This window comes from Yersinia rohdei ATCC 43380 (assembly GCF_000173775.1).
Taxonomy (GTDB): domain Bacteria; phylum Pseudomonadota; class Gammaproteobacteria; order Enterobacterales; family Enterobacteriaceae; genus Yersinia; species Yersinia rohdei.
In genome coordinates this window covers 101586-125210 of the sequence record NZ_ACCD01000002.1, presented here as the reverse complement: position 1 = coordinate 125210, position 23625 = coordinate 101586, and the positions used below count along the sequence as shown (strand labels likewise).

The window sequence follows — 23625 nt, the reverse complement described above, 5'->3', positions numbered from 1 at the left end:
TGAAATGAGTAATACTGACCTGCTGTGGTTACTGCTGGCGATACCTCTGATAGCCTCGCTGTTGGCCTTTGCTTGCCGGTCCTTGGGCCGTGCGGCTCGCATGGCAACCACCTGGGTACATTTTACCGGTATCACCTTGCTACTGGTGGTGGCATTGACCGTGGTTTGCCGAGTCGCGCTGGGCGGCGATATTCTGGCTGCCCATAACTGGCTGCATATTGATAGCCTCAGCGCATTGTTCCTCGCCATTCTGGGCATAATTGGCTTTATCACCGGCCTCTATTCCCTGGGTTATATGCGCCATGAAGTCAACAACGGCGAAATCACTGTCAGCACCTTGTGTAATTATTACGGATTTTTCCATCTGTTCTTATTCACCATGCTGTTGGTGGTCACCAGCAATAATTTGATTTTGATGTGGGTTGGCATTGAAGCCACCACCTTAAGCTCTGCCTTTTTGGTGGGGTTATATGGTCAGCGCTCATCACTGGAAGCGGCCTGGAAGTACATTATTATTTGTACTGTCGGGGTGGCATTCGGCTTGTATGGCACGGTGCTGGTCTATGCCAATGCAGCGAATGTGCTGTCTGACCCGGGCAGTGCCATTTTCTGGACAGTGGTAGCTGAACACGCCAAAGAACTCGACCCAACACTGATGCACCTGGCCTTTGTCTTTATCCTGATTGGCTTTGGCACCAAAACGGGCCTGTTCCCAATGCATTCCTGGCTGCCAGATGCCCACAGTGAGGCCCCCAGCCCTACCAGCGCCTTGTTATCCGCAGTATTACTTAATTGCGCGCTGCTGGTGATTATCCGCTATTACATCATTATCAGTGCCGCCATCGGCCCGCATTTCCCGCAAATGTTGTTGTTGGTTTTCGGCATGATGTCGGTTGCCGTCTCCGCCTTCTTTATTCTGGCGCAGCGCGATATGAAACGCCTGCTGGCCTATTCCAGTGTGGAAAATATGGGCTTAATTGCCGTGGCACTGGGGATTGGTGGCCCGCTGGGTGTGTTAGCGGCCCTGTTCCATACCTTGAATCACAGTCTGGCAAAAACCTTGCTGTTCTGTGGTTCCGGTAATGTGCTGTTGAAATATGGCACGCGGGATATGGGCGCGATAAAAGGCATTATCCGTGTTGCTCCCCTCACCGCAGTAATGTTTGCCGGGGGCGCGCTGGCGCTGGCGGGTATGCCGCCTTTTAATGTGTTTATCAGCGAGTTTATGGTGGTTGCCGCCGCCATCAAATCCGGCCATATCGCCTTAGTCATTGTGCTGCTATTGCTGTTAACACTGGTGCTGGCAGGGTTGGTGCGCATGGTCGCCAGCACGGTGCTGGGCACCCCACCCGAGGCGGTCAGCAAAGGCGAACTGGGAATACTGACCACCGCGCCGATGGCCATATTACTGCTGTTAATGCTGTTGCTCGGGGTGCATATCCCTTCGTCGGTGACCCGCTTGCTGACTGATGCGGCGCAAATTGTTCTTAATAGCGACAGCAATGCCCCAGAGGCACAGCCCTTTATTTTGCCGTGGGAGCATTTGTCCGCGACACCCGAAAAATCCCCGGTGCCATCCACACTTTCCGGCGCAGAACTGCATGCTGCTCTGCCATCCGCCCCGACACGTCAGGAGATGTAACGTGACTCACGAAACGCCTAATTCAGTTTCAGGCCCGACAATTTCAAGTCAGCCACACGGCGGCACAAAGCTGGGTGCCGCTTATGTCGCCCGCTTACGTGAACAATTTCCGGCGGCCATCCTTGATGAAGAGTGGCAAACACCCGACCAACTGACCATTACTATCAAATTAAACAGCCTGCCAGAGGTAGTTGAGCATCTTTATTATCAGCAAGGCGGTTGGTTATCGGTGTTATTCGGCAATGATGAGCGCAGTTTGAATGGTTATTTTGCTATTTATTATGTGCTGTCGATGGAAGGCCGCGAACAATATGGCATTGATACCGGTAAGCAGTATGGCGACAAATGCTGGGTAATTGTTAAAGCGCTCATCAGCCCTGAGCGGCCCGAGTTTCCGTCGGTCACCCCCAGAGTCCCGGCAGCGGTGTGGGGCGAGCGCGAAGTGCGCGATATGTATGGCTTGCAACCTATCGGCCTGCCAGATGAGCGCCGCTTAGTGCTGCCCGATGATTGGCCAGATGACCTATATCCGCTGCGCAAAGATACTATGGATTATCGCCAGCGCCCAACCCCGACCAGTGCGACTGAAACTTATCAGTTTGAAAACGAAGCCGGCAGCAGCAGCCGGGTGGTACCTATCGGCCCGATGCATATTACCTCCGATGAGCCGGGCCACTTCCGGCTGTTTGTCGACGGCGAAGATATTATCGATGCCGATTACCGCTTATTTTATGTTCATCGCGGCATGGAAAAACTGGCTGAAACCCGCATGGGCTACAACGACGTGACTTTCCTCTCAGACCGCATTTGCGGCATTTGTGGTTTTACCCACAGCGTGGCCTATACCTCGTCGATTGAGAATGCGCTGGGGATTATCGTGCCGCCCAGGGCGCAGATGATCCGCACCATTTTGCTGGAGGTGGAGCGGTTACACAGCCACCTGCTCAATATCGGCCTATCCTGCCATTTTGTCGGTTTTGATACCGGTTTTATGCAGTTTTTCCGTGTGCGCGAGAAAGCCATGACCATTGCCGAACTGCTTACCGGCGCGCGTAAAACCTATGGTTTGAATCTGATTGGCGGGGTGCGCCGCGATATCCTGAAAGCCGACCGCCTCAAAACACTGCAACTGGTAGCCGAGATGCGCGCAGATATTGGCGAATTGGTAGATATGCTGATGAGCACCGCCAATATCGAGCAGCGGACTGTCGGTGTTGGCCTGTTGGATCGCAAAATTGCTCGAGATTTCAGCCCGGTCGGCCCGATGATCCGTGCCAGTGGTTTTGCCCGCGATATGCGCCACGACCACCCTTATGCCAACTATGCCAATGTCCCAAAAGAATTATTTAGTCTGGATGGCTGTGACGTCCACTCCCGCCTGTTGGTGCGTGTGCGCGAATTTTTTGACTCGCTGGTAATGATTGAATATGGGCTGAACCATATGCCCGGCGGGCCATTGCTGGAAGAAAAAATCCATTATCAGCCCTACAAGTTTGCCCTCGGGTTCTCCGAAGCGCCGCGTGGCGAAGATGTTCACTGGAGCATGACGGGCGACAATCAAAAATTGTTCCGCTGGCGCTGTCGTGCTGCCACTTACGCCAATTGGCCGGTGCTGCGTTACATGTTGCGCGGCAATACCGTGTCTGATGCGCCACTGATTATCGGCAGCCTCGATCCCTGTTATTCCTGCACCGACCGCGTCACTTTGGTCGATGTGCGCAAGCAGAAATCCGTCACCGTGCCGTACAAAGAAATCGAACGTTATGGCATCGAGCGCACCCATTCGCCGCTCAAATAGAGGGATGAGAAATGTTAAAACTGTTTAAAACCATCCTGAAAGTCGGCGATACCACGGTGAAATACCCGTTTAAGCCGCTTGAAGTCAGCGCCGGGTTTCGTGGCAAACCACAATATGATGCCGAACAATGCATTGCTTGTGGCGCCTGCACCATGGCCTGCCCCGCCAATGCCCTGACAATGGAAACCGACATTGCCAATAGCACTCGTCAATGGCAGCTCTTTCTTGGGCGTTGCATTTTCTGTGGTCGCTGCGAAGAGGTTTGCCCCACCCGCGCCATTGTCTTATCACAAGAATTTGAGTTGGCGGTGTTCAGTAAAGCTGATTTATATCAACGAGCTAACTTTACCCTCGCCCATTGTCAGCAGTGCCACCAGCCCTTTGCGCCGAAGAAAGAAGTGGATTATGTCATGGCGCTACTGGTGCATTCCGGCATGAGCGCGCAGGAAATTGAGCAACAGCGGCCCCACTTTGAAACCTGCCCGGCATGCAAACGCAAACAGAATATTGCGGGTCATGACAATGTGGCACTTAAAACCAATATTCAAATTAATAACATTTCTATTAATAACATTCCCATTAATAACAATACCATCGCGCATAAAAACCCGAATGGGGAGAGCACATTATGAGCCAGCCAGATTCATTAAAACCGGCCTGGGGGCATCATGTCAGCCAACCGGTCGCCCTTGACCCGGCTATCGCACAGTTAAAAAGTACATTATTGAAAGATATCAAACGCTCGGCTTATGTTTACCGAGTGGATTGTGGCGGCTGTAACGGCTGTGAAATCGAGATTTTCTCTTCAATTACGCCGGTATTTGATACCGAGCGATTTGGCATCAAGGTGGTCGCCTCACCGCGCCACGCCGACATCTTACTGTTCACTGGTGCGGTGACCCGCGCCATGCGCACCCCCGCCCTGCGCGCCTATGAATCTGCACCTGATCCCAAGATTTGTGTCTCTTATGGAGCTTGTGGCTGCGGCGGTGGCATCTTCCACGACCTGTATTGTGTTTGGGGCGGCAGTGACACCATTGTGCCGATTGATGTTTACATTCCCGGTTGCCCTCCTACTCCTGCGGCCACGATTTATGGCTTTGCAGTGGCGCTGGGATTGCTGGAACAAAAACTGAAAGGTGAAGAAAGTCATGAGGTTGCTGGCGAGAAAGTGGCATTAATTCACCCCGATGCGCCGCTAAATCTGCGGGTATTATTAGAGCGCGAAGCCCGCCGGATGGCCGGTTATCGTCAAGGAAGAGAAATCACTGACAGTTTTTTGTCATTGCTGGTCAATCAACCTTTGCAGGAATTGGAACAGCGCTGCCAGAGCTACCTTAAACAGCAAGATGACCCACGGCTAAGTGAGATATTCGCCAACTTGCAACACATCGCCCAACGGCAATTGGCGGGAGGCCGAATTAATGCCCGCTAAAGTGGTTTTTTATGCGCTGAACCAGAAGTTCCTCGACAGTGACGAAGACATGCCGGAGCAGGCACAGCAAGTCATGTATTACTCACTGGCTATCGGCCACCATGTCGGGGTGATTGATTGCCTGAAAGCTATCATGGAATGCCCGCTGGCGGAGTATGAACTGTGGTTTAGCCAACTCCCCGCCGGGGAAGCGCGCCGTAAGATGGCCGGTCTGCTGAAATTTGGTGAGATAACTATCGACAGCACACATACCCAATTACTGGCCCAAGCCTTTGCCCCATTGGCGCAAGACTCAGGTTCATTGCACCAGCCGTGGAGCCAACAACTGCTGCAAACCCTGTACGATATTGAGCAGGAACCGGCAATTTACTTAATGGTGAAACGCCGCTTATGAACTTACAAAGTACCAAACTCAACTCAAACTCCGCCACTAACCTGGTATTAACCGTCGGCAATAGCATGATGGGCGATGATGGCGCAGGCCCGCTGTTGGCTGAGCGCATGGCCCAGCAACCCTTGGTTGATTGGCAAGTGATTGACGGCGGTTCAGCCCCCGAAAATGTGGTTCATCGCATTCGAGCCCTGCAACCGACCCGCCTGATTATTGTTGATGCCGCCGATATGGAACTGCCGCCGGGGGAGATTCGTATTATTGACCCAGAGCGAATTGCCGAGATGTTCATCATGAGCACCCATAATTTGCCACTCAACTTTCTTATTGACCAGCTTAAAGAAGATATCCGCGAAGTTATCTTCGTCGGTATCCAACCTACCTTGGTGGCGTTTTACTTCCCGATGACCGATATCGTCAAGCAAGCGGTGGAAACACTCTATCAGCAATTGCCACTCTGGCAGGGTGACGGCGGTTTTAGCCACCTGTAATTGAGTGACGGCGTGGCGTCGTCAAATTTGCCGACGTCACACCTGCCGACAGTTTCCCTCTGCAAAACCTCACACAGAAACAGCCATTAAGTCATTATAAAACAATACGTTTATCTCATTTTAGCCGCTTCACCTCAACTTGGCATAAACCATGCAATATGTGGGTGAATGTAACATTAAGGGCAATATGTCAGTTTCGCTCACCCGACAGTGAAGCTGCCTGAATGCCAGTTAATAACCAATAGATTGCATGGTGCAGTAAGGCGGTAAATCAAGAAATTATCAATGTTCTCAAACTGCTGACAACCTTGATTAGAAGGGAAAGGTGCCGTAACGGCTTAAGCCCTCGGAGCCGTCGCCCCGGCTGACTGGATGCTGATAATGCCGATGTGTCATCAACCTAATGAGCTTCTTTATCTCATGCCAAAAAACAGGCCAGTGATTCGGGTGAGCAAATGCAGCCAACATACCTGCAACTTGAAAAATGAAGGGTAAGGAGAATAAGCAATGAACCGGTTCATAATTGCAGATCCAAAAAAGTGCATTGGTTGCCGCACCTGTGAGGTTGCCTGTGTGCTGGCACATAATGGCGGCAAGCTGGAGGCCCTGACCAAGACCAATTTTGCCCCTCGGTTAAAAGTGGTCAAAGGGCTGAATGTCAGTACCACCATTATGTGTCGTCACTGTGAGGATGCGCCTTGCGCCAATGTTTGTCCGAACGGCGCGATTGTTCGGGCCGCAGACAGTATCCAGGTGCTGCAAGAAAAATGTATTGGCTGCAAAACCTGTGTTGTTGCCTGCCCATACGGAGCCATGAATGTGGTGACCAAACAGGTCGAGGTCATGTTCAACGGCCTCTCGCAGGGCTTTTGTCTGAAAGCCGAAGCACAGAAATGTGATTTATGCGAAGGACGTGCCGCAGGCCCGGCTTGTATCTCAGTTTGCCCAACCAAGGCGCTGCATATGATGGGCCGCGATACCCTGCAAGCCATGCTCCGCAAAAAACAGCTGCGCGCCGCGCTGGATGAAGCCAGCGAGATGAACTTTTAGCCAGCCTCCAAAGCCAAGGGGATTAAAAAATGTATAAAGCATTAACTGTCTGCCCATATTGCGGCTCCGGCTGCAAAATCAATTTACTGGTCGAAAATGGCAAAGTTGTCGGCGCTGAAGGGGCGAATGGCGTCACTAATCAGGGCGAATTATGCCTAAAAGGCTATTATGGCTGGGATTTTCTCAATGACACTAAGCTGCTGACACCGCGCTTAAAGCAGCCGATGATCCGCCGTCAGAAAGGTGGCAAGCTGGAAGCCGTGTCCTGGGATGAAGCTATCGAGTTCGCCAGTAGCAAGTTGCGGGCAATTAAAGAAAAATATGGCGCGGAAGCCATTATGCACACCGGCTCTTCCCGCGGGCCGGGCAATGAAACCAACTATGTGATGCAAAAATTTGCCCGCGCGGTCACCGGCAGCAACAATATTGACTGCTGCGCGCGAGTCTGTCACGGCCCATCCGTCGCTGGGTTGCAAGTCACCCTGGGCAACGGCGCGATGAGCAATTCTATCTGCGAGATTGAAGATACCAAATGCATTTTAGTCTTTGGCTATAATGCCGCCGACTCCCACCCCATCGTGGCTCGGCGCATTCTCAAAGCCAAAGAAAAAGGCGCTAAAGTGATTGTTTGCGATCCGCGCCATATTGAAACTGCACGAATTGCTGATCTCTGGCTGCCATTAAAAAATGGCTCAAATATGGCGTTAGTCAATGCATTTGCTAACGTGCTAATCAGCGAAGAGTTATACGATAAAGATTATGTATCTCGCTATACCGAAGGGTTTGACGAATATCGCGAAATTGTCGCCAAATACACACCAGAATATGTCGAAAGCATTACCGGCCTGCCAGCACAAACCATCCGTGAAGCAATGCGCATCTATGCCGCAGCACCTTCTGCCACCATTTTATGGGGCATGGGGGTTACCCAATGGGGTCAGGGGGTTGATGTCGTTAAGGGATTATCAGGATTGGCATTGCTGACGGGTAACCTTGGTCGCCCGAATGTGGGCGTCGGCCCAGTTCGTGGACAAAATAACGTGCAAGGTGCTTGTGATATGGGAGCATTGCCCAATATGTATCCCGGTTATCAAGCCGTTACCGACCCCGCAACACTAGAAAAGTTTGCCAAAGCTTGGGGTGTCCCGGCGTTATCTGGAAAAATTGGCTACTCCCTGACGGATGTTCCGCACCAAATTAAAGCAGGCAAAATCAAAGCCAACTACGTTATGGGCGAAGATCCGCTGCAAACTGAACCGGATCTTTCCATGATGCGCGAAGCCTTCAGCGAGCTGGAATTGCTGATTGTGCAGGATATTTTCATGACCAAAACCGCCGCCGAGGCTGATGTGATTTTCCCGGCAACCTCATGGGGCGAACATGAAGGCGTCTATTCTGCCGCCGATCGTGGTTTCCAACGGTTTGAAAAAGCGGTTGATGCACAAGGGGATGTGAAGCCGGATTGGGAAATTATCAGTCTGATGGCAACCGCCCTCGGCTACCCAATGAAATATAACAATACCAAAGAAATTTGGGATGAATTGCGCAAACTCTGCCCGCTCTACTACGGCGCGACCTACGAGAAAATGGCTGGCTTAGGCTATATTCCGTGGCCATGCACCACTGAGGATAGCCCCGGAACCCCGTGGTTATATGCTGGCAATAAATTTGACCGTCCCGGGGGCAAAGGGTTGTTATTTGCCAGTGAATGGCGCGCGCCAATGGAACAGGTGGATGATGAATATCCGCTGGTGCTGTGTACCGTTCGTGAAGTCGGCCACTATTCCTGCCGCTCAATGACCGGTAACTGTTCGGCATTACAAACATTGGCCGATGAACCCGGCTATGTGCAAATAAGCCCACAGGATGCAGATAACATGCACTTGCAGGATCAGCAATTGGTCTGGGTTGAATCACGGCGTGGCAAAGTTATCACACGGGTATCAGTCAGTGAGCGCATTAATGTCGGTGCGGTATATATGACTTATCAGTGGTGGATTGGTGCCTGTAATGAATTAACACTTGACCATTTGGATCCCATTTCCAAGACGCCGGAATATAAATATTGTGCAGTGAAACTGGAGGCCATTGCGGATCAGGGTTGGGCAGAAAATTATGTGCAGCAAGAATATAGCCAGTTGAAAGCACGGTTACGTAGAGAAGCCGAAGTTAATTGATAAATTAACGGCTACTGTGCTTTGCCATTCTGGGTATACCCGCGCCCAGAATGGCTTTATTCACAACACTTCCTGAGGACAAAGTCTTTACTTAACTGCAAGTCACTGGCCCCAACATCTCATTATTGTGTTACATCAAACTATCTTCATCTTCGATACTTTTTACGGATATTCCGAGCCGTTGCATGCGGGATAATAAAGTGGTGCGTTTGAGTCCCAATTTAATCGCAGCACCTTTAGGGCCAGCAACTACGCCATTAGTTTCACGTAATATCCGAATAATTTGTGCTCGCTCAGATTCTGAAAACTCCGGCTCTTCACTCTCTGGTAATAAAGGTTTGTGGATGGCTCTTTCCTGCGTCGGTTTCGCAACATCAAGTGGCGACAAATGATATTCCAGCTCTTGTAACTGTAAATTTAACGTGGTGCCGCGCGTGAGGATCACCGCCCGCTCAATCACATTCTCCAACTCACGAATATTACCCGGCCAAGGTAAACGGCTAAGCAAACGCAAAGTCTCGCTCGGAATAGTATCTATGGTGCGGTTCATCCGTTTGGCTATTTTCTGAGTGAAGAATTTTACCAGCAAAGGAATATCTTCAGGCCGTTCGCGCAGTGGCGGTATAACAATCGGAAAAACATTGAGCCGATAATACAGATCACTGCGGTACTCCCGATTCACCATCATCGATTTTAAATCCCGGTTAGTGGCCGCGATCAGCCGAACATCTACCGGGATAATTTTGCTGCCCCCCAACCGCTCTATTTCCCGCTCTTGTAATACCCGCAAGAGTTTCGGTTGCAGTTCAAGAGGAATATCCCCGACTTCATCAAGAAATAACGTGCCATTATCCGCCATTTCAAAACGACCAATACGTTGTGATGCCGCGCCAGTATAAGCCCCCTTCTCATGACCAAACAGGTCACTTTCCATTAATCCGGAGGGGATAGCGGCACAGTTCATTTTGACCATGCGCTTATTCTTACGGGTACTCAAATTATGAATAGCGCGGGCAATTAACTCTTTACCGGTGCCGGTTTCACCGAGAATCAACACAGTGCAATCACTGGAGGCCACCATCTCAACCTGCTCTAATACCGCTTTAATTCCTGCACTGTGACCTATTATCTCGCCAAACTCTTCATTATGAATAATTTGATCTGTGAGATAGAGATTTTCATTTACTAGAGAATCTTTCAGACGGGTAATTTCATTGTAAGCCAAGGCATTGTCGACTGCGATTGCAATTCGAGCGGCGATTTGCCGTAACAGTTTGAGATTATTGTCGGTGAATATATCACTGCGACATTGTGCTAACTTTAATACTCCCAGCATCTTATGACCGAAAAATAGCGGTAACAAACAAACTATCTGCAAACCCTCATCCAGCATATTTGCCAGTTGCTTATCATCAGGAGCCAACAGTGAAATATTCGCCAGATTAACCAGCAATAATTCCCGGCTATGTAACACTTGTCCGGCTAATGTGCCGGTCATATCAACCCATTCCTGCTGGTGCAACACCGCTTTACCCGTCTGGTAACGGGAAGAAAAAACATTCAGTTTATTTTTGTCATTATGAGTGCCGCACAATGCCAGACTAATGTAATCAATATTGAAAAAACGGTGTATTTCTTTTGAGACTTCCGCCGCTAATACATCCAGTTCCAGTTTAGAAATAACCGTGTTGGTGACATCCACTAATATCCGAAAGTGATCCCGTTCAAAACGTAATTGCTCGCGTTCAGAATATGCCCGATTTATTTCAGTAATATTATCAACTGCAATGGCCACAACCTCTGCCAGTAATCCTAAAAAAGCCATTGTTTGTTCATCAAATTCGCTGTTATCGGTTTTAATAAACTCAACACAGCCCAACCAATGATTATTGTGGCCTAAGGGAAAATGGCAGCCAGAATGCAATTGCTGGTAAGGTGCTAAATGGCAAACAGTAAAAAACTCCCTTTTCATACGGTGGCTATCAGTTTGCAAAGGGATATGTTGCTGCCAGGCAACCCCTCCGGGGCCCTCGGCAAACAGGATATTTTGCTGACCCGTTACCACATCAGTCACTTCATCATGAGTATAAAGTGTCATTTGGTTATACAGCGGGTTAAGCAGTAATAAATTAACACGTTGAAAACGGACAACAGAAAAAGACAGTTTCCTGAGTTCATTAACTAGATCGGCTATATCTCGTAGCAATAATAACTTTTTCGAAACGCCGAACAAGGTATCTTGCCAAACTTGAGCCAATGTGGGACGGGGTAATTTTTTTGCGCTATCCATATATACCCAAAATAATTAAGCCCAAAAAATGGACGATACCTAATTTAAGGTATTGATATGAAAAAATATATATTAACCCGCAATAAGCTTGATCTGGATTAACAAACTATTTTATGCAGATTCACTTCTTAATCTTTCCGGGTGAAATCACGTCTCATTCCCACCAATATCAAATAAATATGGTGTTACACACTGTCACACCTATTAGTTTAATGCTCGCCAGATACTTATCATTATATAAAGTATTACATAACGATATGAGAGTTACCCCCACATATTGAGTCTATCACTTTATAGTTGACAGAACATTAACAATGAAAAATAGCCCTGAGTGAATGGTATGAAAAATGCATGAAACATCTGTCAGAAAATTAATTATTTAATGTTCATCTTTCCCCTCTATTCAACAATAAAATAAGCAACAAGGAGTTATCAATGAGTATTGAAAATCCCTTTGATCTGCGACTTCCGGTTGATATGGCAAAACTTGCAGAGAAAATTGGTATATATAAAGCCACTAAAAACCCGGCAACAACCTTTTATTTAGCGATGACGGCAGGTGTTTTTATCTCTATTGCTTTTGTCTTCTATATTACAGCTACCACCGGCACTGCTGGCGTCGCATTCGGGCTGGCAAAGCTAGTTGGCGGACTATGCTTTTCCTTGGGTCTGATTCTGGTGATTGTTTGTGGTGCTGATTTATTCACCTCCACAGTGCTCATAGTGGTGGCAAAAGCCAGTGGCAAGATCAGTTGGTGGCAATTAATCTGTAATTGGATCAACGTCTACTTTGGTAACTTAATTGGGGCGCTGTTTTTTGTAGCTCTAATTTGGTTTGCCGGTCAGCATACTGCCGCAAATGGTTTATGGGGTTTAAATGTGCTGCAAACAGCTGATCACAAATTACATCATACATTTATAGAAGCCGTGTGCTTAGGGATTCTGGCTAATCTGATGGTCTGTCTGGCAGTATGGATGAGCTATTCTGGCCATACTCTGACAGATAAAATAGTGGTGATGTTATTGCCTATTGGTATGTTTGTCGCCAGTGGGTTTGAGCACAGTATTGCCAATATGTTTTTGATCCCACTCGCTATTGTGATCCGCAATTTTGCATCTCCTGAATTCTGGCATTCTATTAATGCCACTCCAGAGCAATTCCCTTCGCTGACAATGTCTAATTTTATAATCGATAATCTTATCCCTGTGACCATGGGTAATATTATTGGTGGCGGGTTATTGGTGGGTCTGACCTATTGGATTATTTATTTACGTCATCCAGCCCACTGAGTTATTAGAGTGGTAGAGGTCGACAATTATGACGAAATGACATTGATGATATTGACAGAAATAATAAAAAAGCCAGCCAGGTTATCCCCGGTCTGGCTTTCCTTTTGATGTGTATTGCTAATTACCTACTGCTCACTTAGCACTTACCACTATACCGACCAACACGAACAAATTATTTTTTCTTCGCGTATTTCAGTGAATCCAGTGCTACCGCAAAGATAATGATCGCGCCCTTGATAATATATTGCCAGTAAGGGTTTACACCAATATAAGTCAGGCCGTAGTTAATCACAGTAAAGATAATGACACCGGTCACAACACCGATAACAGTACCCACACCACCACTGAAGGACACCCCGCCCACCACACAGGCAGCAATTGCATCTAACTCATACATAAAGCCGAGGTTATTTGTGGCACTACCGATACGGCCTGCTTCCAACATCCCGCCGAATGCATAGAACACACCAGACAAAGCATAAATCATGATTAAGTTTAGTGGCACATTCACGCCGGACACTTTGGCCGCTTCAGGGTTGCCACCAATCGCGAAGATATTCTTACCAAAACGCGTTTTGTTCCACAACACCCAAACAAAGCCGATAGCAATCAAAGCATAGAAGGTAATGTAGGACAGTTTGAAATCACCAAACCGCAAGAAACCTTGGGCAAAGGTTGAAAACGCCGGGTCAAAACCTGCAATTGGCGATGCACCAACATAGTCGTAATACAGGGAGTTAATCCCGTAAACAATAATCATCGTGCCCAATGTGGTAATAAATGGCGTCACATTTAGGTAAGCAATGATAATGCCGTTAACCAAACCGATAACTGCGCCAATTAAGCAAACAGTTAAAATAACTACCGGAATGGGAACAGTATGCAAATCTGGGAAAACTTTATTAACGTTATCCATAGCTTGCAGCATAGTTGCCGCTACTACCGCAGCCAAACCGACCTGGCGACCAGCTGACAGGTCAGTCCCTTGGGTAACAATCAGGCCCGCCACACCCAATGCGATAATAATACGCACAGAAGATTGGGTCAGAATATTACTTAAGTTCATTAGACTTAAAAATGTCGGATCCTTGACAATAATGATTGCTAGTAAGACAAATAATACTACATAAATCCCGCTCTCTTTAAGGTAAGTGAGCATGCTTTTCTTATTTAACGCATTCATAATAAGAACCTTCGACTAGATTAGAGATACAAGGATGCAAGACGTAATATTTCATTCTGCGTGGTATGTTTTGTGTCAACAATTCCCGCAACCTGACCATTACTCATTACCAAAATTCTGTCAGTGATCCCTAATAGCTCAGGCATTTCAGAGGAAATAATAATAATTCCTTTGTCTTTCTTCGCTAGTTCAGTCATTAACTGATAGATTTCAAACTTAGCACCGACATCAATACCTCGTGTCGGTTCATCCAACATTAATATTTCTGGTTGAGTCAGTAGCCAACGGCCAATAATAACTTTCTGCTGATTACCGCCGGATAGTGAGCCAATACTGGTACGGTGACCCGGCGTTTTTACCCGCATGGCATCGATAACCCATTGGGTATCGCTCTTCATACGCGTATTATCCAGCAGTCCAAATTTATTTTTATAATTGCGGATATTTGAGATAAGAGAATTAAAACCAACATCGAGATAAGCATAAATCCCGGTTGAACGCCGCTCTTCTGTTACTAGGGCAAAACCATGATTAATGGCTTCATTGGCGCTGTGGTTATTAATACTCTTACCGTGTAATTTAATGGTGCCAGAAACTTTTTCACGGATGCCAAATAAGGTTTCAACAATATCGGTTCGCTTAGCGCCCACCAATCCTGCAATCCCCAATATCTCGCCTTTATGTAAATCAAAGGATACATCACGGATAGATGGCTGGCGCAGTGAGGTCAGATTCTTCACTTCCAGAATGACTTCACCTGGTGTGTTGATACGATCAGGGAAGCGCTGGCTCAGCGAACGCCCAACCATCATTGAGATTATCTGATCCATCGTCAGCCCTTCCAAAGGCTGAGTGGTTATCCACTGACCATCACGTAAAATAGTAATTTCATCACATAGCTGGAATATCTCTTCCATCTTATGAGAGATATAAACAATACCGCAGCCACGTTCTTTTAATTTACGAATTATCGTAAATAGATGATTAACTTCTTTCTCTGTTAATGAAGAAGTTGGCTCATCCATAATGACTATTTTGGCATTATAAGAGAATGCTTTGGCAATTTCGATCATCTGCATTTGAGATACGGATAAAGTAGCTACTTTATCGCGCGGATCAATCTCAATATCTAATTCATCAAAGATAGCTTTGGTATCTTTGTACATTTTATCTTGATCGACAAAGAAACCTTTAGTTGGGTAACGGCCTAACCACATGTTATCCATTACGGTACGTTGCAATACCAGGTTTAATTCCTGATGTACCATAGAGACGCCATGTTCTAATGCTTCCTTAGAACTTTTAAACTCTATTTCTTGCCCCAGAAATAGAATGCTTCCGGAGTCTTTTTTATAGATACCAAACAGACATTTTAATAGCGTTGACTTACCTGCACCATTTTCGCCCATTAATGCATGGATAGAATTTGGTCGCACTTTAAGATTTACGTTATCTAACGCCTTTACGCCCGGAAATGATTTATTCACATTACTCATTTCCAGCAACCACTCGCGAGGTTGTGCTGTATTAATATCGGCCATAGTTATACCTGGCTAAGAATCGCGACTTATCTGCAAGATGTTTATTATCTCAACAGTTCAGCACACGCTCTAAAATAAGGATTCATGCAAAAAACCTTCCGCCCCGATGCTGGTTACCCGGTATCGGGGCCAGAAGGATAATAGTTAATTCCCAACCCTTGGTATATTACCCAGGGTATTTATCTCAGATGTTGGCGATTACTTGGTAAAATTAGCCAAGTTATCTTTATCAACACCTACATACGGAATACGTACGATTTTGTTCTCGATTTTCCAGTTAGTCCCTTCAGCGGCAGGTTTACCCGCAGCCAGGTTTTTCGCCAGATCAAAGGTCGCTTTTGCCTGATTGTTCGCATCGTTCAGAACAGTACCGGCCATTTGACCTGATTTCACCATCGCCAAAGCTTCTGGTAAGGCATCGACACCAAATACTGGAATACTGGATTTGTTATGCGCTTTCAATGCTTCGACCGCGCCCATTGCCATCGCATCATTGTTAGCAATAATCACTTCAATTTTGTTAGCGTTAGGGCCAGATAACCAAGCATCCATCTTATCTTTAGCCTGTGCGGTATCCCACATTGCGGTATCTAACTGCAATTGTTGAGTTGGCAGGCCTTTTTCATTCAGAGTCTTAATAACATAAGTGGTACGAGCTTCAGCATCTGGATGACCTGGCTCGCCTTTCAGCAGCACAAATTGAATTTTGCCATCTTTGTTCAGATCCCAAGCTGGATTGGCTTGCCAATGTTTAGCAATCAACTCACCCTGAATTACACCCGATTCTTTGGAATCAGTTCCGACATAATAAGCTTTGTCATAGCTGTCCAGCGCTTTACGTGAAGGTTCTTTGTTATAGAAGACAATTGGAACATCATTTGCACGGGCTTTATCAATCACAACCGGCGCTGCTGCTGGGTCAACCAAGTTAATTGCCAGGGCTTTTACGCCTTTAGCCAGCAACACGTCAATTTGATCGTTTTGCTTGGATTGGTCATTTTGGGAGTCGTTCATCAGTAAGGTAACATCAGGAGATGCTTTAGCATCTTTCTCGATGGCTTTACGCACCACGGACATGAAGTTGTCATCATATTTATAAATAGTGACACCAATACGGGTATCAGCTTGAGCCGCCGCGCCGAACATCATGCTGGCAACCAGAGTCGCTAATGTGAAAACCTTCTTATTCATTTATATCTCCGGGTTTATGTAGGGTAGTACAGGGTGATAACACCATCGCCTTTACGTGAGAATGCCCCATCGTTTAAAGCAACTGACACTGAATTTCTATCGTCCTTGAGCACACTCCACTCCGAAAAACTGCCTGAATCATCAAAAAAATATGTCATTTACAAACTCGTCGTCTGCGGAACTCGCATTTGTAAATTGCTATTCAAAAACCCGTTACCTGGTATTTTTTTATTTGGTAACCGATGACACATGAGTAAATTCAGGTAGAAAACAACTAGAGCATAGACGGCCCGTTGTTAAGAATCTGTGAATTTTCTCACAGATTGAAAACGGTTACACAAGAATAAATCCCGAACTAGTGAGCGACACCACAAATTGCGACTGAATGTCGCGGAACCAGTGTGGGTTGAAAACAATAAGCAGCATGAGGGTCTGGCACACGTCTGGCCCCCTCAAGGGCCAGCTCCGTGGCCAAAGTTGCCATAGAAACAATGGGATAACGCACTGTGGTTAATTTTGGGCTGGTATAACGTGCTATCGGGATATCATCAAAGCCCACCAGCGAAAACTGCTCAGGTACATTGATGCCGTTCTCTTTCAATACTGCCAGTGCACCAGCAGCCATTGAGTCGTTATAAGCAAACACGGCACTGAGTTGCAAATTGCGCCCTAACAAGTCAATCATCGCCCGCTCTCCTCCCGCTAAATCTGGCGTGCTATACGCGCGCCAACTATCAGGCGCAGTGATACCTGCGCCCTCAAGGGCATTTAGATAACCGGTTTGGCGCTGCATAACATCATCAATGGGGTGATTTGAACCGAGGAAACCAATGCGCTGATGGCCTTGTTTGAGAAGCAAGCGACACGCCATTTGCGCACCGCTAACATTGTCTAATCCTACACAACGATGCTCAAACCCAGGAATAATCCTATTAATCAAAACCATGCCCGGAACTTGGTCTAAAAAAGAAATTAACTCACTATCACTCAAGGCCTTAGCATGAACAACTAATGCATTGCACCGCTGGCGCAGCAACACCTCGATGGCATTACGTTCCTTATCTGCCTGATGATAACTATTGCCAATTAACAGATATTTTTGATGACGTTGAGCGACAGTGTCTACCGCTTTCACCAGTGCACCAAAAAAGGGATCCGCGACATCCATGACCACCACGCCCACAGTATCACTGCTTTGGGTGGCCAGCGCCTGCGCATTAGCATTCGGGCGGTAGCCCAGTTCTGACACGGCTTTCAGCACTGCGGCTCGCGTTTCTGGCCGGATAGACGCGCTGTTATTAAGAACTCTGGAGACAGTAGCCAGCGAAACGCCTGCCCGTGAGGCCACATCGCGAATGGTAATAGTGTTTCCAGCTGAATGCAGAGTGGCCATGACCTTATCCTGTGAATCAATAAGTCACCGTGCATCAGTTGAAAACAACTTAGTGAAACAAGTTATTGAAAACAACCTGGCACGGCAGATGGCCTATCCTACCCAGTTTGTTGAAATCGCCACGTGAAATGCGTCACAAGAAAGAAAACGTTTACATACAATTTTGCAACCACTCACTCATTGCTGCTTTACCGACCGATTCAAAGCTTAGTGTTGCGAGGTTGTAACGATTGACCGCAAGTATAAGCAGTTAATTTCCGCCAGAGCCATTCTACTGGCCCTTGGGGAAAATAATGCAGCCAAAACAAGGAGAAAAGAATATTACATAACCAGACTAAGGGGACGATAGCTAATAATTGCAGGCGATCGAGTTGTTGGTATAAACCAAAATGATAGAACAGCAAAGTGCATAGCAATGTCTGCAAGAGATAATTACTCAGAGCCATGCGGCCCACCTGTGCTAACCAATGGCTGACACGCCAGCGCGATATACTCGGCCAAAAGCCATACAACAGGGCCAGATACCCGACAGACTGTAATGGCGCGCCTAACTCACGAGGCACTTGCAGCAAAAAGCCCGTCCAGCGGTAATCCCACCCGACCAGCCATTGCATTGCTACCCCGGGTATTTGGATAACTAATGAAAGCGGTATCAAACAAGCAGCCAGTAGCCGGTAATGGCGCAAACTGAAAGTGCCGCGCAGCCATCCGCAACGCATTAATCCGGCACCAAATAACATCGAGCCCGCCAGTTCCCAGCCGTATTGCGCGCCGATAGCAATCAAATTGGATGACAATAGATCCAGCCGGTTTTTCCAGGCCTCTATCCCCCCCTGTAATTTCCAGAATTGTTCGTATTGCAGATCAGCAGGCCCCGGTTGCCAGAAGCGCCCCGGCTCCCCATTGGTAATAAACCCCAGCAACAGTAATACCGCAACACCCAGTAAATACATCACCGCACCGGTGCGCAATAAACTGCTGGCATCTTTCGCATCACGGATCATGCGCCAGCACACCAACCCAATCAAACCATAAGCCAGAAGAATGTCGCCATCCCAGAAGAAAATGCCGTGAATGAGTCCCAATAATAACAACAGAGAAAGCCGCGCTCGAATCCAGCCTTTGCCCCGTTTTAGCAGCAGCTCAAGGCCAGCACCAAACAAAATGGCAAAAATAGACAGAAACTTTGCTTGCGCGACGATATCAAGAATGGCCCATGTCCAGGTATCAGACACCGAGGGTAGACCAAGATAGGCGGGGTTAAGGTAAGCCGCCTTTGGCAAACCAAAGGCACTTATATTGAGCAGAAGAATGCCAAGAATGGCCAGACCTCGCGCACTGTCTAGCGTTGCGATGCGTTGACGCATACCCGACATCCTGTATAGGGGCATCCATTGACACCCACTCTGGCAAAAGGCTAATGAACCCTAGTGGCGTTAGCTATTATGACGAACTGCGCGCAAGAATTCCTGACGGGTATTTTGGCTGGATTTGAATAACCCGCCTAATGATGTGGTGGTGGTTGCACTGGTGGCATCACGAATACCCCGTGCTTTAACACAGTAATGCACTGCATCAATAGAAACCGCGACATTATTAGTTCCCAGCAAGGTCTGCAACGCCAGCAAAATTTGCTGTGTTAGCCGCTCTTGCACTTGTGGGCGCTGGGCGAAAAACTGCACGATACGGTTAATTTTAGATAAACCAATCACGCTATCTTTCGGAATATAAGCCACTGTCGCTTTACCATCGATAGTCACAAAATGATGTTCGCAGGTGCTAGTCAGGGTGATATCTCGCACCGTAACCATTTCATCAACCTTCATTTTATTTTCTATCAAGGTGATTTTGGGGAAATTTTCATAATCCAGCCCGGAGAAAATCTCATCAACATACATCTTGGCAATTCGTCTTGGCGTGTCTGCCAGACTATCGTCAGACAAATCAAGATTCAACAATTGCATGACTTGCGTCATATGTTCCTGGATCCGAGTCTTGCGCGTTTCGGCATCTAATTCTTGTTTGCGCAATGGGGTTTCAAGGCCACGGGCCAGCAATGCTTCATGAACCAGCTCTGCTTCTTTACTCAGCGATGACATTCTTTTCTCCAACAGGCGTCCGTATCCGAGCGCGATAAACATGATGTAGATCACGTTCAGATTTTGCTCCCCACTTTAGTTGAGAGCAAAATGATTATCCAGTGATTGTTATTCATCTCTCACTGTTCTTTCTATCATGATGAAATAGATACATCACCAACAGTGATTTGCCCGCATTCAACTATTGACGGCTTCCCGACCACGGGCTGGGGTGTTAATCACTAAGCCGCCGGCAATAATCAGTGCAATGACAGCCACATACAGTGCCGGCTCCAGACGATGAGTCAAAGCCGTTGATATTGCGGATAAGATTGGGCCAATCAACTGCCCGATAGCATAACCAGTAGTTAGCAAACCGGCCATATAGCGGGTATGTTCTGGTGCCAGTTCGCGGCCATGCTGCAAAGAAAGCTGAACCACACTGAGGAAACCGCCGCCTGTCAGTAATGCGCCTAATGCCAAGCCACTCACCCCCGGCACCCATTCGGCACAGAGCACGCCCAATGCTTGCACCCACAATGTCAGTGCTAATCGTGTTTGCGACGTCATACCATGACGAGTCAGGATGCCAATGATAATTCCTATGACCGCCGCGCCACCAAAAACCGGCCAGACAAACTGGGCAAACAGACTTTCTGGGAAGCGGGACGTCGCCATTTGCGATAAAAAGGTGGCGGGTAAGATATAACCAAATCCAGCCAGACTGTAGCTCCACACCAAACGCTTCAGTGCTGGCGTGAGTATCAATGGAACCGCAACAATATGTGGGCGATGCAGCTCCCCATTACGAGGTAAATTAATACTAATAGCGGCAATGATAATCAGTGCCAATACACCATATACCAGCCAGGCTTGCGCAGCTGATAACCCATAGCTATGGATCAGCACAGCTAGCATTCCGCTAATGAATATCCCCGCGCCCGGCCCAGCAAAAACGGCGGCACTCAGTGCTGGGCGGCCAAAATGCGCCAGACGTTCATTAGTCCAGGCCGCAATTAACACCATCGACCAGCCGCTGGCCCAACCAATCGCAAAACGCACCACTCCATGCCACCACGGCCCATCAACAACCGCCGACAGCAGTGTTAGGGTTACCGCCCCCCACAATCCCAGCCATAAACGGCGCTCGACATGACGACTAGCGCGCATGGCATCAAAGGCACCAAATAGATAACCGAGATAATTAAAAGCCGCAACCAGCCCCGCGCCCGTCAGTGTGAATTGGTGCTCTGCAATCATAAGCGGCACTTGTGGGGTGAAGGCAAAACGCCCAATTCCCATCGCCACCACTAATGCCAGAAAACCACTTAATGCAATTCTTAATGCCATTTGCCCTGCCCATCCATAGCCCTGTCAGTGAATCGCACTGCCAGTCGGTTAAAAGAAAGTTGCCAATATCATGCCTGAGCATTAGAATCACAAAAAATGAATAATACTCATTAAGTTAATCACGAAAAGAGAACGCTTATGGATCTGACCCAGCTGCGTATGTTTTGCTGTGTGGCACAAACTGGTTCTGTAGCCCGTGCAGCGGAGCAAATGCACCGCGTCCCTTCAAACTTGACGACGCGTCTACGTCAGCTTGAAATCGAGCTGGGGGCAGACCTGTTTATCCGTGAGAAACAGCGCCTGCGCCTGTCCCCAATGGGGCATAATTTTCTCTGCTACGCCAACCGAATTCTGGCATTGAGCGAAGAAGCCATGCGAATTACTCATGCCGGTGAACCGGCGGGTAACTTCCCGCTCGGCTCAATGGAAAGTACCGCAGCAACTCGCCTGCCCAGCCTGTTGGCGGCTTATCATCAGCGCTATCCTAAGGTTTCTTTATCACTGACCACCGGCACCTCCGGTGAAATCATTGAACAAGTGCGTGCCGGTACCCTGGCTACAGCATTGGTCGATGGCCCGGTACAGCATGATGAACTCCACGGTTGCCGCTCATTCGACGAACAACTGGTGATTATTTCCAGTCTGAATCACCCCCCTATTGTGCAAGCCCGTGATGCCGTGGATGAAACCCTGTTTGCCTTTCGCGCCAGTTGTTCATACCGACTGCGGCTGGAAAGTTGGTTCCGTCAAGCCGGGGTGTTACCCGGGCATATCATGGAAATCCAGTCTTACCATGCCATGCTGGCCTGTGTTGCCAGCGGTGCCGGATTGGCGCTCATCCCGCATTCAGTATTGGCCCTGTTACCCGGCCACGAACGGGTGCAAGTCCATCAACTACCACCCGAAATTGCCGATACCGCCACTTGGCTTATTTGGCGTAAAGACGCCTTTAGCCCCAATGTCCGCGCACTCAAAGAGTTGATAATTGAGCAAATTGAAACTCCGTGATTGGCCAGGCAGAACCCTATTTTCAGGTCATAATCTATACAAGTATCATTAGCTGTTATCTGAAATAATTAGATGAAACATATTTGATACATAAAGAATATATTTATATAACACTCATCACGCAGAAGCTATAGGAGCAACACCATGGAGATGATTAAAACCCGCGCCGCAGTCGCATGGGGGCCAAACCAGCCACTATCCGTCGAAGAAGTTGATTTGATGCCACCACAAAAAGGCGAAGTGCTGGTGCGGATTGTCGCCAGTGGGGTTTGCCACACTGACGCCTACACCTTGTCGGGCAAAGATCCTGAAGGTGTATTCCCGGCGATCCTCGGCCATGAAGGCGGTGGGATCGTAGAAGCTATTGGTGAAGGTGTAACCAGTGTTGCGGTGGGCGATCACGTGATCCCGCTGTACACGCCAGAATGTGGTGAATGTAAATTCTGCCGCTCAGGTAAAACCAACTTGTGCCAAGCCATTCGCAGCACCCAAGGTAAAGGCTTGATGCCCGATGGCACCACCCGCTTCTCTAAAAATGGCCAGCCTATTTTCCACTACATGGGCACCTCAACGTTTTCTGAATTGACCGTCGTGCCGGAAATATCACTGGCAAAAATCAATAAAGAAGCCCCATTAGAAGAAGTCTGTCTATTGGGTTGCGGTGTGACCACCGGTATGGGCGCGGTTATCAATACCGCTAAAGTAAAACCTGGCGATACCGTGGCTATCTTTGGCCTGGGCGGTATTGGATTGTCTGCCGTTATTGGCGCACAAATGGCTGGTGCGGGCCGCATTATCGGCATCGACCTGAATACCAGCAAATTCGAGCTGGCCCGCAAACTGGGCGCGACTGACCTGATCAATCCGAAAGATTATGATAAACCTATCCAGGATGTGATTGTCGAGCTGACCGATGGTGGCGTGGATTTCTCATTTGAATGTATTGGTAACGTCAATGTCATGCGCTCAGCATTAGAATGCTGCCATAAAGGCTGGGGCGAATCCGTGATTATTGGTGTTGCAGGGGCGGGTGAAGAAATCTCAACCCGTCCATTCCAATTAGTGACTGGCCGAGTTTGGCGTGGTTCTGCCTTTGGTGGGGTAAAAGGTCGTTCAGAATTACCGGGTATTGTGCAGCAATATCTGGATGGCAAGTTCGCCTTAAATGATTTCATTACTCATACCATGAGCTTAGATCAAATCAATGAAGCTTTTGATTTGATGCATGAAGGCAAATCCATTCGCTCGGTGATCCATTTCGATCAATCGTCACAAAATCATTCGCTACAAAAAAAATAAAGTAAGGAGGCAGACAAC

The 23625-nt window shown here is 47.8% G+C and carries 19 protein-coding genes; 11 read left to right on the top strand and 8 right to left on the bottom strand.

Translation table 11 applies throughout. From position 1 onward, the window contains the following. Positions 1-4 precede the first annotated feature (4 nt). The 8 genes from YROHD0001_RS14340 (at position 5) to fdhF (ending at position 8984) form a co-directional block, all read left to right on the top strand. Positions 5-1642 (top strand): hydrogenase 4 subunit F, encoded by a 1638-nt coding sequence (locus YROHD0001_RS14340; protein ID WP_004713502.1) that lies wholly within the window; start codon positions 5-7, stop codon positions 1640-1642. 1 nt (position 1643) lies between these two features. Further along, positions 1644-3440, top strand: coding sequence for a hydrogenase large subunit (locus YROHD0001_RS14345; protein WP_004713500.1), 1797 nt, complete (start codon positions 1644-1646; stop codon positions 3438-3440). Positions 3441-3451: 11 nt separating this feature from the next. Next, positions 3452-4072, top strand: a complete 621-nt coding sequence (gene hyfH, locus YROHD0001_RS14350) for a hydrogenase 4 subunit H (RefSeq protein ID WP_004713499.1) — start codon at positions 3452-3454, stop codon at positions 4070-4072. Then, positions 4069-4875 carry an NADH-quinone oxidoreductase subunit B family protein gene (locus YROHD0001_RS14355; protein WP_032816115.1) on the top strand — a complete coding sequence of 269 codons (807 nt, stop codon included), beginning with the start codon at positions 4069-4071 and terminating at the stop codon, positions 4873-4875. Before hyfH ends, YROHD0001_RS14355 begins: the two co-directional genes overlap by 4 nt. After that, positions 4865-5269: a formate hydrogenlyase maturation HycH family protein gene (locus YROHD0001_RS14360; RefSeq protein WP_032816113.1), complete on the top strand. Its 405-nt coding sequence runs from the start codon at positions 4865-4867 to the stop codon at positions 5267-5269. Before YROHD0001_RS14355 ends, YROHD0001_RS14360 begins: the two co-directional genes overlap by 11 nt. 65 nt (positions 5270-5334) lie before the next feature. Further along, entirely contained in the window at positions 5335-5757 is a 423-nt protein-coding gene (gene hycI, locus YROHD0001_RS14365) for a hydrogenase maturation peptidase HycI (RefSeq protein WP_004713496.1), read from the top strand. A gap of 507 nt (positions 5758-6264) precedes the next feature. Next, on the top strand, positions 6265-6807 hold the full coding sequence (locus YROHD0001_RS14370) for a 4Fe-4S dicluster domain-containing protein (protein ID WP_004713493.1): 543 nt from the start codon (positions 6265-6267) through the stop codon (positions 6805-6807). 29 nt (positions 6808-6836) lie between these two features. Further along, positions 6837-8984 (top strand): formate dehydrogenase subunit alpha, encoded by a 2148-nt coding sequence (fdhF, locus tag YROHD0001_RS14375; protein WP_004713492.1) that lies wholly within the window; start codon positions 6837-6839, stop codon positions 8982-8984. A 130-nt stretch (positions 8985-9114) separates the two neighbouring features. Here fdhF and flhA read toward each other — a convergent pair whose 3' ends face one another. Further along, complete coding sequence (gene flhA / locus YROHD0001_RS14380) at positions 9115-11274, bottom strand: formate hydrogenlyase transcriptional activator FlhA (RefSeq protein WP_004713491.1); 2160 nt, start codon at positions 11272-11274, stop codon at positions 9115-9117. 435 nt (positions 11275-11709) lie between these two features. Here flhA and focA point away from each other — a divergent pair, with 435 nt between their 5' ends. Next, complete coding sequence (gene focA, locus YROHD0001_RS14385) at positions 11710-12564, top strand: formate transporter FocA (RefSeq protein ID WP_004713490.1); 855 nt, start codon at positions 11710-11712, stop codon at positions 12562-12564. A 172-nt stretch (positions 12565-12736) separates the two neighbouring features. On the opposite strand, the gene mglC is transcribed toward focA, so the two are convergent. The 7 genes from mglC to YROHD0001_RS14420 form a co-directional block, all read right to left on the bottom strand. Further along, complete coding sequence (gene mglC, locus YROHD0001_RS14390; RefSeq protein WP_004713489.1) at positions 12737-13747, bottom strand: galactose/methyl galactoside ABC transporter permease MglC; 1011 nt, start codon at positions 13745-13747, stop codon at positions 12737-12739. 20 nt (positions 13748-13767) lie between these two features. Beyond that, positions 13768-15288 (bottom strand): galactose/methyl galactoside ABC transporter ATP-binding protein MglA, encoded by a 1521-nt coding sequence (gene mglA / locus YROHD0001_RS14395; RefSeq protein ID WP_004713488.1) that lies wholly within the window; start codon positions 15286-15288, stop codon positions 13768-13770. Positions 15289-15486: 198 nt separating this feature from the next. Beyond that, positions 15487-16479 carry a galactose/glucose ABC transporter substrate-binding protein MglB gene (gene mglB / locus YROHD0001_RS14400; protein WP_004713487.1) on the bottom strand — a complete coding sequence of 331 codons (993 nt, stop codon included), beginning with the start codon at positions 16477-16479 and terminating at the stop codon, positions 15487-15489. A 355-nt stretch (positions 16480-16834) separates the two neighbouring features. Then, on the bottom strand, positions 16835-17872 hold the full coding sequence (galS, locus tag YROHD0001_RS14405; RefSeq protein WP_004713485.1) for an HTH-type transcriptional regulator GalS: 1038 nt from the start codon (positions 17870-17872) through the stop codon (positions 16835-16837). Between the two features lie 200 nt (positions 17873-18072). Next, positions 18073-19239, bottom strand: coding sequence for a DUF418 domain-containing protein YeiB (gene yeiB, locus YROHD0001_RS14410; protein WP_004713484.1), 1167 nt, complete (start codon positions 19237-19239; stop codon positions 18073-18075). Between the two features lie 69 nt (positions 19240-19308). Then, the gene (gene folE, locus YROHD0001_RS14415; protein WP_025377748.1) at positions 19309-19971 is read right to left on the bottom strand and encodes a GTP cyclohydrolase I FolE; all 663 of its coding nucleotides are present in this window, start codon (positions 19969-19971) and stop codon (positions 19309-19311) included. Positions 19972-20148: 177 nt separating this feature from the next. Further along, on the bottom strand, positions 20149-21300 hold the full coding sequence (locus YROHD0001_RS14420; protein WP_004713482.1) for a YbfB/YjiJ family MFS transporter: 1152 nt from the start codon (positions 21298-21300) through the stop codon (positions 20149-20151). A 138-nt stretch (positions 21301-21438) separates the two neighbouring features. Here YROHD0001_RS14420 and ptrR point away from each other — a divergent pair, with 138 nt between their 5' ends. Both ptrR and YROHD0001_RS14430 read left to right on the top strand, forming a co-directional pair. Then, entirely contained in the window at positions 21439-22308 is an 870-nt protein-coding gene (gene ptrR, locus YROHD0001_RS14425) for a putrescine utilization regulator PtrR (RefSeq protein ID WP_004713481.1), read from the top strand. 144 nt (positions 22309-22452) lie between these two features. Beyond that, positions 22453-23607 (top strand): S-(hydroxymethyl)glutathione dehydrogenase/class III alcohol dehydrogenase, encoded by a 1155-nt coding sequence (locus tag YROHD0001_RS14430; RefSeq protein ID WP_004713480.1) that lies wholly within the window; start codon positions 22453-22455, stop codon positions 23605-23607. The last annotated feature ends 18 nt before the right edge of the window (positions 23608-23625 follow it).